This window comes from Zoogloea sp. (genome assembly GCF_041904905.1).
GTDB lineage: Bacteria > Pseudomonadota > Gammaproteobacteria > Burkholderiales > Rhodocyclaceae > Zoogloea.
In genome coordinates this window covers 19,785-32,809 of sequence record NZ_JAYRMI010000010.1, presented here as the reverse complement: position 1 = coordinate 32,809, position 13,025 = coordinate 19,785, and the positions used below count along the sequence as shown (strand labels likewise).

At 70.3% G+C, this 13,025-nt stretch carries 13 protein-coding genes; 10 read left to right on the top strand and 3 right to left on the bottom strand.

The genetic code is table 11. From position 1 onward, the window contains the following. Nucleotides 1-85: 85 nt before the first annotated feature. The 3 genes from ACE3N6_RS04725 to ACE3N6_RS04715 are packed head-to-tail and all read left to right on the top strand — an operon-like array spanning nt 86 to nt 5,833. The gene (locus ACE3N6_RS04725) at nt 86-1,294 is read left to right on the top strand and encodes an efflux RND transporter periplasmic adaptor subunit (protein ID WP_374244028.1); all 1,209 of its coding nucleotides are present in this window, start codon (nt 86-88) and stop codon (nt 1,292-1,294) included. Nucleotides 1,295-1,307: 13 nt separating this feature from the next. Then, nucleotides 1,308-4,430, top strand: a complete 3,123-nt coding sequence (locus ACE3N6_RS04720; RefSeq protein WP_374244027.1) for an efflux RND transporter permease subunit — start codon at nt 1,308-1,310, stop codon at nt 4,428-4,430. After that, the gene (locus tag ACE3N6_RS04715; RefSeq protein WP_374244026.1) at nt 4,427-5,833 is read left to right on the top strand and encodes an efflux transporter outer membrane subunit; all 1,407 of its coding nucleotides are present in this window, start codon (nt 4,427-4,429) and stop codon (nt 5,831-5,833) included. The genes ACE3N6_RS04720 and ACE3N6_RS04715 overlap by 4 nt, the downstream gene beginning before the upstream one ends. A 68-nt stretch (nt 5,834-5,901) precedes the next feature. Here the strand turns inward: ACE3N6_RS04715 and ACE3N6_RS04710 are convergent, their stop codons facing one another. Next, complete coding sequence (locus ACE3N6_RS04710) at nt 5,902-6,519, bottom strand: LysE family translocator (protein WP_374244025.1); 618 nt, start codon at nt 6,517-6,519, stop codon at nt 5,902-5,904. 141 nt (nt 6,520-6,660) lie between these two features. Between ACE3N6_RS04710 and ACE3N6_RS04705 the strand changes: the two genes are divergently transcribed. Beyond that, nucleotides 6,661-7,122 (top strand): Lrp/AsnC family transcriptional regulator, encoded by a 462-nt coding sequence (locus tag ACE3N6_RS04705; RefSeq protein WP_374244024.1) that lies wholly within the window; start codon nt 6,661-6,663, stop codon nt 7,120-7,122. 146 nt (nt 7,123-7,268) lie between these two features. Then, complete coding sequence (locus tag ACE3N6_RS04700) at nt 7,269-7,748, top strand: hypothetical protein (protein WP_374244023.1); 480 nt, start codon at nt 7,269-7,271, stop codon at nt 7,746-7,748. 149 nt (nt 7,749-7,897) lie between these two features. Here ACE3N6_RS04700 and ACE3N6_RS04695 read toward each other — a convergent pair whose 3' ends face one another. Together ACE3N6_RS04695 and ACE3N6_RS04690 are read right to left on the bottom strand one after the other, a co-directional pair. Beyond that, nucleotides 7,898-8,098, bottom strand: coding sequence for a hypothetical protein (locus ACE3N6_RS04695; protein WP_374244022.1), 201 nt, complete (start codon nt 8,096-8,098; stop codon nt 7,898-7,900). Nucleotides 8,099-8,176: 78 nt separating this feature from the next. Next, complete coding sequence (locus tag ACE3N6_RS04690) at nt 8,177-8,413, bottom strand: hypothetical protein (protein ID WP_374244021.1); 237 nt, start codon at nt 8,411-8,413, stop codon at nt 8,177-8,179. A gap of 322 nt (nt 8,414-8,735) precedes the next feature. Between ACE3N6_RS04690 and ACE3N6_RS04685 the strand changes: the two genes are divergently transcribed. From ACE3N6_RS04685 to ACE3N6_RS04665, 5 genes are all read left to right on the top strand, one after another. After that, nucleotides 8,736-9,938 carry a c-type cytochrome gene (locus tag ACE3N6_RS04685; RefSeq protein WP_374244020.1) on the top strand — a complete coding sequence of 401 codons (1,203 nt, stop codon included), beginning with the start codon at nt 8,736-8,738 and terminating at the stop codon, nt 9,936-9,938. Nucleotides 9,939-9,953: 15 nt separating this feature from the next. Next, entirely contained in the window at nt 9,954-11,360 is a 1,407-nt protein-coding gene (locus ACE3N6_RS04680; protein WP_374244019.1) for an FAD-dependent oxidoreductase, read from the top strand. Between the two features lie 99 nt (nt 11,361-11,459). Further along, the gene (locus ACE3N6_RS04675; RefSeq protein WP_374244018.1) at nt 11,460-11,999 is read left to right on the top strand and encodes a cytochrome b/b6 domain-containing protein; all 540 of its coding nucleotides are present in this window, start codon (nt 11,460-11,462) and stop codon (nt 11,997-11,999) included. Nucleotides 12,000-12,047: 48 nt separating this feature from the next. Then, a complete protein-coding gene (locus ACE3N6_RS04670) occupies nt 12,048-12,356 on the top strand; it encodes a PepSY domain-containing protein (RefSeq protein ID WP_374244017.1) in 309 nt (102 codons plus the stop codon). A 3-nt stretch (nt 12,357-12,359) separates the two neighbouring features. Continuing rightward, entirely contained in the window at nt 12,360-13,025 is a 666-nt protein-coding gene (locus ACE3N6_RS04665) for a response regulator transcription factor (protein ID WP_374244016.1), read from the top strand.

Sequence of the window (13,025 nt, the reverse complement as noted above, 5' to 3'; positions counted from 1 at the left end):
TGTTAGTGAGGGCTATTTACATACATTCGTGTTTGTATGAAACTGTGCCCCAATACAAACCAGAAATCCAGCCCTGGAGTCGATCTTGAGCGCGCACCCCCATCCCCAGCCCTTCTCGTTCCGCCTCGCCGTGCCGGCGCTGGCGGTTTCCTTTCTGCTGTTCGGCTGCTCCGGCAAGGAGCAGGGCGCCGGCGGACCGCCCGCCGGTGGCATGCCGCCGATGCCGGTGACCGCCGTCGAGATGCAGCCCACCCGGGCCGAGACCAGCGTCGAGGCCGTCGCCCAGACCGAAGGCGCGCGGGAGGTTGAAGTGCGTGCGCGGGTCGGCGGCATCCTCATGAAGCGCGTGTACGAAGAAGGCGCCACCGTGAAGGCCGGCCAGACCCTCTTCCAGATCGACCGGGAGCCCCTCGACGTGGCCGTGGCCCAGGCCAGGGCCCAACTGGCCGAGGCCAAGGCCAAGGTCGAACAGACCCAGCGCGAGGCGGCCCGCCTCAAGGCGCTGCTGGCCCAGCAGGCCATCAGCCAGCGCGAGTACGACACCGCCAGCTCCGACAACAGCGTGGCCCTGGCTGCGGTGCAGGCCGCCCAGGCCGCGCTGCGCCAGGCCGAGCTGAACCTTTCCTATGCCAATGTTACCGCGCCGGTGTCCGGCGTGACAGGCCGCGCTCAGGTATCGGAGGGCACGCTGGTGGCCAGCGGTGCCGGCACCCTGCTCACCACCATCGTCCAGGTGAACCCGATCTGGGTGCGCTTCTCGGTGTCCGACACCGAACTCACCGCCGCCTCGCCGGACGGCCGCTTCAACCCGAAGGCCATCCGCGGCGTCGAGGTGGTTCTGCCGGATGGCAGCACCTACGCCCAGCGCGGCCGGCTCAACTTTGCCGCCAGCCAGATCGACCCCCGCTTGGGCACCCTGCAGTTCCGCGGCGAGTTTCCCAACCCCGACGGCAAGCTGCTGCCGGGCCAGTTCGTGAAGGCGCGCCTCATCACCGGCGAGCGCGAGGGCGTGTTCAAGGTGCCCCAGGCGGCGGTGATGCAGACCGACGGCGGCCCGGTGGTGATGACCGTCGGTCCCGACAACAAGGTCGCCCCGCGCCCGGTCAAGACCGGCCAGTGGAGCGGCAAGGAGTGGGTCATCCTGGGTGGCCTGAAGGCTGGCGACAAGGTGATCGTGGACAACCTCATCAAGCTCCGTCCGGGCGCCACCGTGGCCCCGCACGGGCCGGGCGAAGGCCCGGGTGCCGGCGGCAAGCCGGGCGCCGCCCCGGCCGCTGCGCCGGCCAAGGGTTGAGGGGGCGCCATCCATGTCACGCTTCTTCATCAGTCGCCCGATCTTCGCGTCGGTCATCTCGATCGTCATCGTGATCGCCGGCCTCATGGCCTCGCTCACGCTGCCGGTCGCCCAGTACCCCGAGATCACCCCGCCGACGGTCATCATCACCGCCAGCTTCCCCGGCGCCAACGCCGAAACCCTCTCCAAGACCGTCGCCGCGCCCATCGAGGAGCAGCTGTCGGGCGTCGAAGGCCTGATCTACTACAACTCCACCAGCAACTCGGCCGGGGTGGTCACCATCACCGCCACCTTCGAGGTGGGCACCAACCCCGACAACGCGCTGATCGCCGTCAATAACCGGGTGAAGGTGGCCGAGCCGCGCCTGCCCGACGACGTGCGGCGCACCGGCGTGCTGGTGCAGAAGCGCTCCAACAACATCCTGATGTTCGCGGCCCTGCGCTCGCCCGAAGGCACCCACGACGCCCTGTTCCTCTCCAACTACGTGAATACCAACGTGGTCGAGGAGATCCGCCGTATCCCCGGCGTGGGCGACGCCCAGCAGTTCGACCCGATCTACGCCATGCGCCTGTGGCTCAAGCCCGACGTGATGGCCAAGCTGGGCGTGACCACCTCCGAGGTGGCCGCCGCGATCCGGGTGCAGAACACCCAGAACGCCGCCGGCAAGATCGGCGCCGAGCCGATGGTCAATGGCCAGCAGCTCACCTACACCGTCACCGCCAAGGGCCGCCTGCTCACCACCGACGAGTTCGGCAACATCATCCTGCGGGCCGACGGCCCCAACGGGGTGGTGCGCCTGCGTGATGTGGCGCGCATCGAACTGGGCGCCGACAGCTACGACCGCAGCACCACCGTGAATGGCGCGCCGGTGTCGGGCATGGGCATCTACCTGCAGTCCGGCGCCAACGCCCTCAACACCGCCAAGGCGGTGCGGGCGCGCCTGGACGAGATGCAGAAGCGCTTCCCGAAGGGCGTCGAGTACATCATCCCCTACGACACCACCCGCTTCATCCAGGAATCCGCCAAGGAGGTGCTCAAGACCCTCGCCGAGGCGGTCATCCTGGTGATCGCGGTGGTTTACCTCTTCCTCCAGAACTGGCGCGCCACGCTGATCCCGATCATCGCGGTGCCGGTGTCGCTGATCGGCACCTTCGCCGGCATGTGGCTGTTCGGCTTCTCGATCAACACCCTCACCCTGTTCGCGATGGTGCTGGCGATCGGCATCGTGGTGGATGACGCGATCGTCGTGCTCGAGAACGTCGAGCGCCTGATGAACGAGCAGAAGCTCTCGCCCAGGGACGCCGCCATCGAGGCCATGCGCGAGGTGTCCGGCGCGGTGGTCGCCATCGTGCTGGTGCTGTGCGCCGTGTTCGTGCCGGTGGCCTTCCTGGGGGGCATCGCCGGCGTGCTGTACAAGCAGTTCGCGGTCACCGTGGCGGTGGCGGTGGTGATCTCCGGCATCGTCGCCCTCACCCTCACCCCGGCCCTGTGCGCCCTGCTGCTCAAGCCGACCCACGAGGAGAAGCCGCTGTTCAAGCCCTTCAACCGGCTGTTCGAGCGCTTCACCAACAGCTACACCGGCACCGTCAGCCTCACCCTGCGCCACGGCATCATCGGCACCCTGGTGTTCCTGCTGACCATCGGCGCCGCGGCCTTCCTGCTGCGCACCGTGCCGGGCAGCTTCGTGCCGGCCGAAGACCAGGGCTACCTGTTCGGCTTCGTCACCCTCACCGACGGCGCCTCCGCCCAGCGCACCAACGTCGCCACCGACCAGATGCGCCAGCGCATCATGTCCGACGACATCGAGAACATCTTCTTCGTGAAGGGGGTCGATTTCATCACCGGCAACAACCGGCCCAGCGTCGCCACCACCTTCATCATCTTCAAGCCGTGGGAGGCGCGCACCGTCACTACCGACGCCATGGCCGGCAAGTTCACCGGCCTGGGCATGAGCCTGCCCGACGGCATGGGGCTGGTGTTCAACCCGCCGCCCATCCAGGGCCTGGGCACCGCCGGCGGCTTCGAGGTGTATCTGCAGAACCGTGCCGACGGCGACGCCCGCAGCCTGGCGGCGGTCACCGGCCAGCTCGTCGAGGCCCTCAAGAAGCGTCCGGAGCTGGCCGGCATCAACAGCTTCTTCCGGGTGGGCGCGCCCCAGCTCTTCGTCGAGGTGGACGAACCCAAGGCCATGTCGATGGGCATCTCGCTGGATTCCATCTACGCCACCCTGCAGGCCACCACCGGCACGCTGTACGTCAATGACTTCAACCGCGGCGGCAAGACCTACAAGGTCCAGCTGCAGGCCGAAGCCGCCAACCGCGCCAAGCCGGAAGACATCCTCAAGTCCTACGTCAAGGCGGCTGGCGGGGCCATGGTGCCGCTCTCCGCGGTCGCCACCGTCAAGACCATCACCGGCCCCGAGATGATCGAGCGCTTCAACGGCTTCGTCGCCGCCAAGGTGATGGGCGGTGCCGCGCCGGGCTACAGCTCGGGCGACGCCATCAAGGCCGTCGAGGAAGTCTCCGCCGAAGTGCTGCCGGAAGGCTATCGCACCGAATGGGTCGGCCAGGCCTTCCAGGAGAAGCGCACCGGCAACGCCTCGGTGATCGCCTTCACCTTCGGCATCGTGATGGTCTTCCTGATCCTCGCCGCCCAGTACGAAAAATGGTCGCTGCCGCTGGCGGTCATCATGGCGGTGCCCTTCGCCATGTTCGGCGCCCTGCTGGCCGTGCTCCTGCGCGGCATGCCCAACGACATCTACTTCCAGATCGGCCTGGTGGTGCTGGTGGGGCTGGCGGCCAAGAACGCGATCCTGATCGTCGAGTTCGCGGCCCAGAAGCAGGCCGAAGGCATGGGCATCGTCGAGGCCGCGGTGGAAGCCGCGCGGCTGCGCTTCCGCCCCATCGTGATGACCTCGCTGGCCTTCGTGCTGGGCGTGCTGCCGCTGGCCATCTCCACCGGCGCCGGCGCTGCCGCCCGCCGCTCGATGGGCACCGGCGTGGTCGGCGGGATGCTCGCCGCCACCTTCATCGCCACCCTCTTCGTGCCCCTGTTCTTCAAGTGGTTGAGCCGCGGCAAGACCCGCCACCCGGCCGGCGATCTGCCCCAGGCCCACACCCCGGAGGTGAAGCAATGATCCGCACCCTTCCCGCCCTGCTGGCGCTGGGTTTTGCCGGCGCCCTCACGGGCTGCGCCATCGGCCCCGACTACGCCCGCCCCGACGCCCGGCTCCAGCTGCCGGCGCAATACGCCGCCGCGCCGGTGTCGGCCGCGCCGGCCATCGCCAGCAACTGGTGGACCCTCTTCGGCGACGCCACCCTCGACGATCTGGTCCGCCAGGCCTTTGCCAGCAGCCCCGACGCCCTGATTGCCGCCGCCCGCATCGAAGAAGCCGACGCCGTGCTGCGTCAGGTGGATGCGGCCCTCTTGCCCCAGGTGGACGGCACCGTTGCCGGCACCCGCAACCGGATCAGCCAGACCACCGCCACGCCCATCCCGTCCACCGCGCCGATCACCCGCAGCAACGTGAAGATGGCCCTGTCCACCTCCTTCGAGCTGGACGTGTGGGGCCGGCTGCGGCGCGCCTCCGAGGCCGCCCGCGCCCAGGCCCTGGGCACCCGCTACGCCAGCGAGACGGTGTCCCTCAGCCTCGCCGCGTCGGTGGTGCAGGCCTACCTCAGCCTGCGCGCGCTGGACGCCCAGATCCTGGTCAACACCGATTCGGTCACCAGCCAGGCGAAGAGCGCCCAGCTCACCCGCACCCGCTTCGAGGGCGGCATCGCCTCCCAGCTCGACGTGCAGCAGGCCGAAGGCCAGCTCGCCACCTACACGGCGGCCCAGGTGCAGCTCGAGAAGAACCGCGCGCTGGCCGAAAACCTCATCGGCCTGCTGGTGGGCCAGCCCGGGCTCAAGCTCGCCCCGGCCGACCTGCGCAGCCTGCCGGTGCCGCCGGTGCCGCCCGCCGGCCTGCCGTCGGCGCTGCTCGAAGGCCGCCCCGACGTGCGCAAGGCCGAGACCGACCTGATCGCCGCCAACGCCAGGATCGGCGTCGCCAAGGCCGCGCTGTTCCCCAGCATCACCCTCACCGGCAACTTCGGCCGCGAGAGCAAGGATCTGTCCCAGCTGTTCAGTGCCCCGTCGGCCATCTGGTCGCTGGGCGCCGGCATCACCCAGCCCATCTTTGAAGGCGGCCGTCTGCGCGCCCAGGTGGATCAGGTGAGCGCCCAGCAGGCTCAAACCCTCGAAACCTACCGCAAGACGGTGCAGACCGCCTTCCGCGAGGTGAACGACGCGCTCGTCACCGTGCGCCAGAACGCCGAAGCCGAAGACGCCTACACCACCGCCATGACCGCCGCCCAGCGCGCCCTCAAGCTCGCCCAGGCCCGCTACGACGGCGGCTACTCGCCCTACCTCGAAGTGCTCACCGCCCAGCGCACCGCCAACGACGCCACCCTCGCCTGGGTGCAGAACCGTCAGGCCCGCCTCAGCGCCTCGGTCGATCTCTTCAAGGCCCTGGGCGGGGGCTGGAAGGGCAGCTGAGGGCCGCCGGCTCTCCGCCGGGCATCTGCCGGGGCCGCGCCGCGAGGGGCGGCCCCTTTCGCTGGGGCTTAATGCTCGCGCACCGCGAGGCGGACGGCCGCCACCCCGAACACCGCCGCAAAGCCCAGGCGCTGCACCCGCGCCGCCCGCGGCGACGCCCCCAGCCACGCCGCCAGCCGGCCGGCCAGCAGCACGTAGCACAGGTCGAAGGCGAAGCCGATGCCCACCAGCACCAGGCCCAGCACCAGATACTGGGCCGCCAGGCTGCCCTGCTCCCGATGCACGAACTGGGGCAGCAGCAGGGCGCAGAACATCAGCGCCTTCGGGTTGACCAGGTTGGTCAGCACGCCCCGCCGGGCGGCGTCCCAGGCCGGGGCGTCGGCCGTCTCGCCGTCGAGCGCCAGCTGGCCGCTGGACATCGCCACCTTCCACGCCAGCCACAGCAGATAGGCCGCACCCACCCAGCGGACCGCGGCGAACAGATCCGGATGGGCGGCGAGCAAGGCGGCCAGCCCCGCCCCCGCGAGGCTCACGTGGATCGCCCGCGAGGCCGCCAGCCCGGCCGCCGCCGCCAGCCCGTGGCGCGTGCCCCGTGAGATCGCCGTGGACATCGCGAGGGCCATGTCGGGCCCCGGCAACAGGTACACCGCCACCAGCGCGGCAACGAACAGGGAAAGATCGGACACGCCGGGCATCGCGGCTCCTCGGTCAAAAGCAGCACCTATCTTCCCGTGGAACGCCGGGAGCGGGATTGCTATTTATTTCCGGGCTGTGGTGTTTTCGGGCAGATAATTGCCGGTAAGCCACCGAACGGAAAAAATTCTTTCATGGATGCCCTCGACAGCACCGACATCGCCATCCTGCGCGCCCTGCAGCGGGACGGCCGGCTCACCAACGCCCGCCTGGCCGAGCAGGTGGCGCTCTCCGAAACCCCCTGCTGGCGCCGGCTCAAGCGCCTGGAGGCCGACGGCTACATCGCCGCCTACCGGGCGGAGCTGAACCGCCGCAAGCTGGGCTACGGCGTGGTGGCCTTCGTGCAGATCACCCTGGGCGACCACGCCGGCGACGCCCCGCTGCAGTTCGAGCAGCGGGTGGCGGCCATGCCCGAGGTGCTGTTCTGCCATAACGTCACCGGCGAGTCGGACTACCTGCTGCAGGTCGTCGCCGCGGATCTGGACGCCTACGGCATTTTCGTCCGCGACACCCTGCGTCGCCTGCCCGGCGTGAGCGCGATCCGCTCGAACCTCTCGCTCCGCGAGATCAAGGCCGATCACTCGCTGCCCTTGTAGGGCACCCGCGATGTTCAGGGCGCTTGGCGGCAGGTAGAATCTATGACATGCGTGAATGCCCGGCGGATTCGGGGATGCGTCGCGGCGAAGCCTGCCGGTCGCGCCGATCCCGCCGGTCAAGTCTCCCCCAACCGCCCCCGAACCCCATGCGCCTCCAGACCCCTCAAACCCTTGTCCTGCTGGCAGCGCCGCTGCTTCTGGCCGGCCTGGCCGCCGCCCAGTCCCTGCCGTCGCCATCCCGTAACGTCTTCAAGTGCGACGAAGGGGGGCGGGTGGTGTATTCCGACGTCCCTTGCATGGGCGCGAAGAAGGTCGAGGTGGAGCCCACCCGCGGCGTCAGCAAGCTGTCGGGCAAGGAGCGGGTCGGCGACGACGTGCGCCGCGAGGTGTTCCGGGAGCAGGTTGCCGAAGCGCTGCGGCCGATCGGCGGCATGAACCCCCGCCAGCACGACACCTTCGCCCAGCGGGTGCGGCTCTCACCCGAGGCCCAGCGGGAGTGCCGGCAACTCGACAGCCAGCTGCCGGCGCTGGAGCAGATCGAGAGGCAGGCCAGCGGGGCCGAGCTGACCGCGGTGCAGCGGCGCCTGTTCGCGCTGCGCAGCCGCTTCCGGGAGCTGGGCTGCTGAGATGGCGTGAGCGGCTGTCCTTCACCGCCGGGCCCGCGCCTCCGCGCCGGTCAGGCCCCTCCTTCGTCTGCAGCCGGCGGGTTGGCGCTCACCCGGTGCTCCGCCGCGCGCAGCCAGCGATGCGCGGGGTCGCCGTCGAAGCGCGGGTGCTACAGCATCGAAACGGTGATCTCCGGCAGCGCTACCGGCAGCGCACAGCGGTGCAGCCCCTCCCGCAGACGGCCGGTGTGGCGTTCGGGCACGCTGGCGATCAGGGCGGCGTTGCGCACCAGCGCCAGCGCGGTGGCGAAGCCGCCCTCCGTGGCCACCGCCTGACGCGCCAGCCCCAGGGCCGTGAGATCGTCGTCCACCGGCCCCCGGTCCACCCCCTTGCAGGCCACTCGCACGTGCCGTCCGGCGGCGTAGCGGGCGGCGGTGATCTCTCCCTCTCACAGGGCGTGACCCGCGGCCACCACTCCCACGAGGCGGTCGCGGAAGAGGGCCTGCACCCGCAGCTCCGGCGCGGTGTGCTTGCCGATCGCGCCGGTCTCCAGGTCGACCCGTCCGTCGCGCAGCCGTCCTGCGGCGCCGGCCATGCTGCCTTCGGCAAGCAGCGCATCGAGGGTGACGAGGAGGTTCAGGTCGGGCGTGCTCATCGCTGCCCTTAGCGCTGCCGACGGCTCCATACAGGGCGGGGTATGCATGGACTAAGTACGTTTCGTGCGTCTTCCGCCATGCCACGGTGCCGACCCTCACCGACCGCCATTTGCCTCAGGACGGACGCGGGCCGGGGCGCTCGCTGTCGGCCTTCGACTTCCCCGGCATGTCGGTGCTGGCCGTCAGCCCGGGGGCCGGGGGTGGCCTGGACGGCGCTGGCATAGCGTCGGGTGCCCCGCGGTGGCCGTTAAGGGTGGCTTAAGCCCCGATGCCCATAATCGCCGCATGGCTTCTCTTCAGGGGAGCATTCAACCCACAGCACCAACCAGCACAAGGGGAGTCTCCATGCAGATGTGTCCTTCGTTCGCCCGGCTTCCGTGGGCGGGGATCGTGGCCAGCGCACTTGCCGCGGCCTTGACGGCCTGCGGCGGTGGCGGCGGGTCCGGTACCGCCGCGCCGGCCTCGAGCAGTCTGTCCGGCTCCGCCGTCGACGGCTATCTGAAAGGCGCCACCGTCTTTCTGGATGTGAACGGCAACGGCCTGGCCGACGCCGGAGAGCCCACCGCGACCACCGACGATGTCGGCCGCTATCGCCTGGATTACGCAACCCTGTCCGTGCCGGTTGCCGGCCTGCGGGTGATCGTCAGCGGCGGTATCGACACCGACACCGGCTACGCCTTCGCCGGCCGCCTGAGCACCCGGGCGGACGGCGCCGCCACCGGCCAGCTCGTCTCGCCCCTGACCAGCCTCGTCGATGCCCTGGTGGCCCAGGGGCTCACCCTGGACGCCGCCCGCGCCCGGGTGGCGGCGGCGCTCGGATTGAACGTGGCCGACCTGAGCACCGATCCGCTGGCCGTGCTCGCCAGCCAGCCGGCCCTGTACACCCGCCAGCTCGCCCTGCAGCGGGCGGTGCAGTTGCTTGCCAGCGCCAACGCCGGCAGCGCCGAGACGGCCCACGCGGCCCAGGAGCGCATGCTCCGCGCCCTCGCCGACGTGGTGGTGGCCCAGCGCGGCTCCGCCACGGTAGGCGAGCTGGTTGCGCGGGTGAGCGCCAGCGAGAGCGCGTCGGCCAAGGCCCTGGCCGACGCGGTCGAATCCGCGGTGGATGCCGCGCTGCGAAGCCCCGGCGGGCAGACCAGCGCCAGGGCGGTGATGAAGGCCATGGACCAGCTGCGCAGCGAGATGGAGGGCAGCCGCGACTACGGCCTCGCCCGCGCCGCCGCCCGGCTGGACGAGCGCAACCGGCTCAGCGTCTACACCCAGATCGCCAGCAGCGCCGGCAAGCACGACGCGATCAACACCCTGACCCGCCGCTCCGGCGGCACCGCCACCGTCAGCCAGCCGGCCAGTACCGCCGGGCGCCTGCTGGCGTCCAACTGCTTCCAGTGCCACGGCACCGGCGGCGTGGGCGGTTTCGACCGGATCCGCGGTTCGGAGGCCGCCGAGGTCAAGGACTACCTGGGCAAGCCCGCCCGCGGCGACATCATGGCCGCCCACGCCCAGGGCTACACCAGCGCCCAGCTCGACGCGATCGTCGCCTACCTCAAGCAGTAAGCACCGGAGACCCCCATGACCAAAGCCATCAATCCCTCCCGGCGTCGCCTGCTGCTGCTTGCGGGGGCCGCCCTTGGCAGCGGCGCCATCGGTGGCCTCGCCCACTTTGCCCACGCCGATTCCGACAGCGACGACAACGACGAACACTTCGAGGACAGCGCCAACACCAGTTTCACCCTCGCCAGCACCGGCCTCGTGGCCCGGGTGGTGGTGGTGGGCGGCGGCATGGCCGGCGCCACCGCGGCCAAGTACCTGCGCCTGTGGGGCGGCAGTGGCCTGCAGGTCACGCTGGTCGAGCCGAACGCCCGGTACACCTCCAACATCATGAGCAACCTGGTGCTGAACGGCAGCCGCAGCATCGCCTCCCTCGGCTACACCTACGACAACCTCGCCGCCAAGTATGGGGTGACGGTGAAGGCTGCCCGCCTCACCGCCATCGACAGCGCCGCCCGCAGCCTCACCCTGTCGGACGGCAGCCGCCTTGCCTACGACCGGCTGATCCTCGCCCCGGGCGTCGAGTTCTCCGACGCCTACGGCCTCACCCAGGCCGACTACGCCAGCCGCACGCCCCACGCCTGGCAGGCCGGCCCCCAGACCGCGCTCCTGGCCAGCCAGCTCGCCGCCATGCAGGACGGCACCTTCGTGATGACCATCCCCAAGGCGCCCTACCGCTGTCCGCCCGGGCCCTACGAGCGGGCCTGTCTGGTGGCGGATTATCTCAAGACCTACCGGGGCGCCGGCTCGCGGGTGGTGGTGCTCGATGAGAACGCCACCATCCAGGCCGAGCGCGAGACCTTCACCCATGCGTTCGGCGTCACCCACGCCGGCGTCATCGGCTATGAGGCGGGCGTCACCGGCATCGCCATCGACCCGCTGACCCGCCGGGTGAGCTACGTGGACGCGGTCGGCACGCCCCGCACGATCGACGCCCAGGCGGTCAGCCCGATTCCGCCCCACCGGGCCAGCGGCTCGGGGGCGGGTGGCTGGCTCGCCGCTGCCGGGCTCAACAACAGCGCCGACGGGCGCTGGTGCGTGGTGGATGTGCTGAGCTACCAATTCACTGCGGTGGCTGGCATCCACGTGATCGGCGACGCCGCCAGCTGCGGCATGCCCAAGGCCGGCCACGTGGCCAACCAGGAGGCCAAAATCTGCGCCGACGCGATCATCCGCCTCCTCGCCGGCCAGCAGCCCGACCCGGCGCCGGTGGCCAACTCGGCCTGCTACTCGCCGATTACCGCCACCACCGCCTCGTGGCTCACCGCGGTTTACCAGTACGACAGCGCCGGCCGGAAGATGGTGCTGGCCGCCAACGGCGGCAACCCGGTGGGGGCCACCGCCATCGAGGCGGCCTCGGTCAGCAACGGCAACTTCCGCCAGATGGGCACCTGGTTCAACACCCTGATGGGCGACAGCTTCGGCTGACCCCGCCCCGGCGCCGTTCAGCGTGCGTTCATGGGCCGGGTGCCACACTGTTTCTGGCGTTGCCATCCGGCGCGACGATCAAGCTCAGGAGTTTCACCCATGAAATCGCTGCCAGCCACCCAGCCCGTCCGCGTGTGGGATCCGTTTGTCCGCTTCTTCCACTGGAGCCTGGTGGGCTGCGTGCTCCTCAACTTTGTCGTGGAGGAGGGCGAGGCGCTCCACCGGGCCCTGGGCTACGCCGCCAGCGGGCTGGTGGGGGCGCGCATCCTGTGGGGCTTCGTCGGCACCCGGTACGCGCGCTTCGCGGATTTCTTCCCTACCCCCGCCCGGCTGCGCCGGCACTTTGCCAACCTGCTCGCCGGCCGCGAGACGCCCTACGTGGGCCACAACCCTGCCGGCGCGGCGATGATGCTGGCGCTGATGACCTGCGTGCTGCTGCTGGGGCTCACCGGCCACCTCCAGACGACCGAGTCGCTCGGGGACAGCGAGGCCCTGGAGGAGGTGCACGAGGCCCTCGCCTCCGGGCTGCTGGGGCTGGCTGGCCTGCATGCCGCCGCGGCCCTGGTCATGGGCTGGCTGGAGGGCACCAACCTGATCGGTGCCATGATTACCGGCGTCAAGCGGCGCAAGGTGCGCTGACGTCCCCGCGCCTCACCCCCACCAGCCTGCCTCGCAAGGAGTCCCCCGATGAAGTTCCTGTCCCTCGGCCTGGCGGCCGCAGTGGCCGCCGCCAGCGTATCCCTCGCCGCCCGGGCCGGTGACCCGGCCCGGGCCGAGGACGTCCGCAAGCTGCGCGAGAGCGGCAAGATCCTCCCGGCTGAAGACATCATCGTGCGCGCCCGCAAGATCCAGCCCGGCCAGCTCGTGGGGCTCGAGCTGGAGCGCGAGGCCGGCCGGATGATCTACGAACTCAAGCTGATCGATAGCGCCAACAAGCTCCACAAGCTCGAACTCGACGCCGCCACCGGCGCGCTGCTGAGTCGCAAGGAGAAGTAAGCCGTGCGGCTGCTCATCGTGGAGGACGAGGCCAGCCTTGGCCAGAGCCTGCTCGCCCGCTTTGCCGGGCTGGGCTACGCGGTGGATCTGGCCGTAAACGGCATCGACGGGGCCCACCTGGGCGCCACCGAACCCTACGATGCGGCGATCCTCGATCTGGGCCTGCCAGGCAAGCCGGGGCTCGCGGTGCTGCGGGAATGGCGCGCCGCCGGCAAGCAGCTGCCGGTGCTCATCCTCACCGCCCGGGACGGCTGGGCCGAGCGGGTCGAGGGGCTGCAGGCCGGCGCCGACGACTACCTGGGCAAGCCTTTCCACATCGAGGAGCTGATCGCCCGCATCCAGGCCCTGCTGCGGCGCGCCGCCCCGGTGCAGGCCCCTCAGCTCCAGGTGGGCCCCTGGCGGCTCGACGAGGGCAGTCAGTGCCTGGTGGATGGAGACGGCCGGCAGACGACGCTTACCGCCACCGAGTTCCGTCTGCTGCGCTACTTCATGCGTCACCCGGACGCGGTGCTCTCCAAAACCCACCTGGCCGAGCACGTATACGACTACGACGGCGAGCGCGACAGCAACGTGATCGAGGTGTACGTGTGCCGTCTGCGCGCCCTGCTGGGCAACGCCCGTATCGAAACCCGGCGCGGGCAGGGCTACCTCTTCCGCAGCCAGCCCTGA

Bases quoted from the DNA above. Each gene is read 5' to 3' on its own strand.
- ACE3N6_RS04715 (WP_374244026.1), top strand. From the start codon at position 4,427: ATGATCCGCACCCTTCCCGCCCTGCTGGCGCTGGGTTTTGCCGGCGCC.
- ACE3N6_RS04675 (WP_374244018.1), top strand. From the start codon at position 11,460: ATGAAATCGCTGCCAGCCACCCAGCCCGTCCGCGTGTGGGATCCGTTT.
- ACE3N6_RS04705 (WP_374244024.1), top strand. From the start codon at position 6,661: ATGGATGCCCTCGACAGCACCGACATCGCCATCCTGCGCGCCCTGCAG.
- ACE3N6_RS04685 (WP_374244020.1), top strand. From the start codon at position 8,736: ATGTGTCCTTCGTTCGCCCGGCTTCCGTGGGCGGGGATCGTGGCCAGC.
- ACE3N6_RS04690 (WP_374244021.1), bottom strand. From the start codon at position 8,413: ATGGAGCCGTCGGCAGCGCTAAGGGCAGCGATGAGCACGCCCGACCTG.
- ACE3N6_RS04680 (WP_374244019.1), top strand. From the start codon at position 9,954: ATGACCAAAGCCATCAATCCCTCCCGGCGTCGCCTGCTGCTGCTTGCG.
- ACE3N6_RS04670 (WP_374244017.1), top strand. From the start codon at position 12,048: ATGAAGTTCCTGTCCCTCGGCCTGGCGGCCGCAGTGGCCGCCGCCAGC.
- ACE3N6_RS04700 (WP_374244023.1), top strand. From the start codon at position 7,269: ATGCGCCTCCAGACCCCTCAAACCCTTGTCCTGCTGGCAGCGCCGCTG.
- ACE3N6_RS04720 (WP_374244027.1), top strand. From the start codon at position 1,308: ATGTCACGCTTCTTCATCAGTCGCCCGATCTTCGCGTCGGTCATCTCG.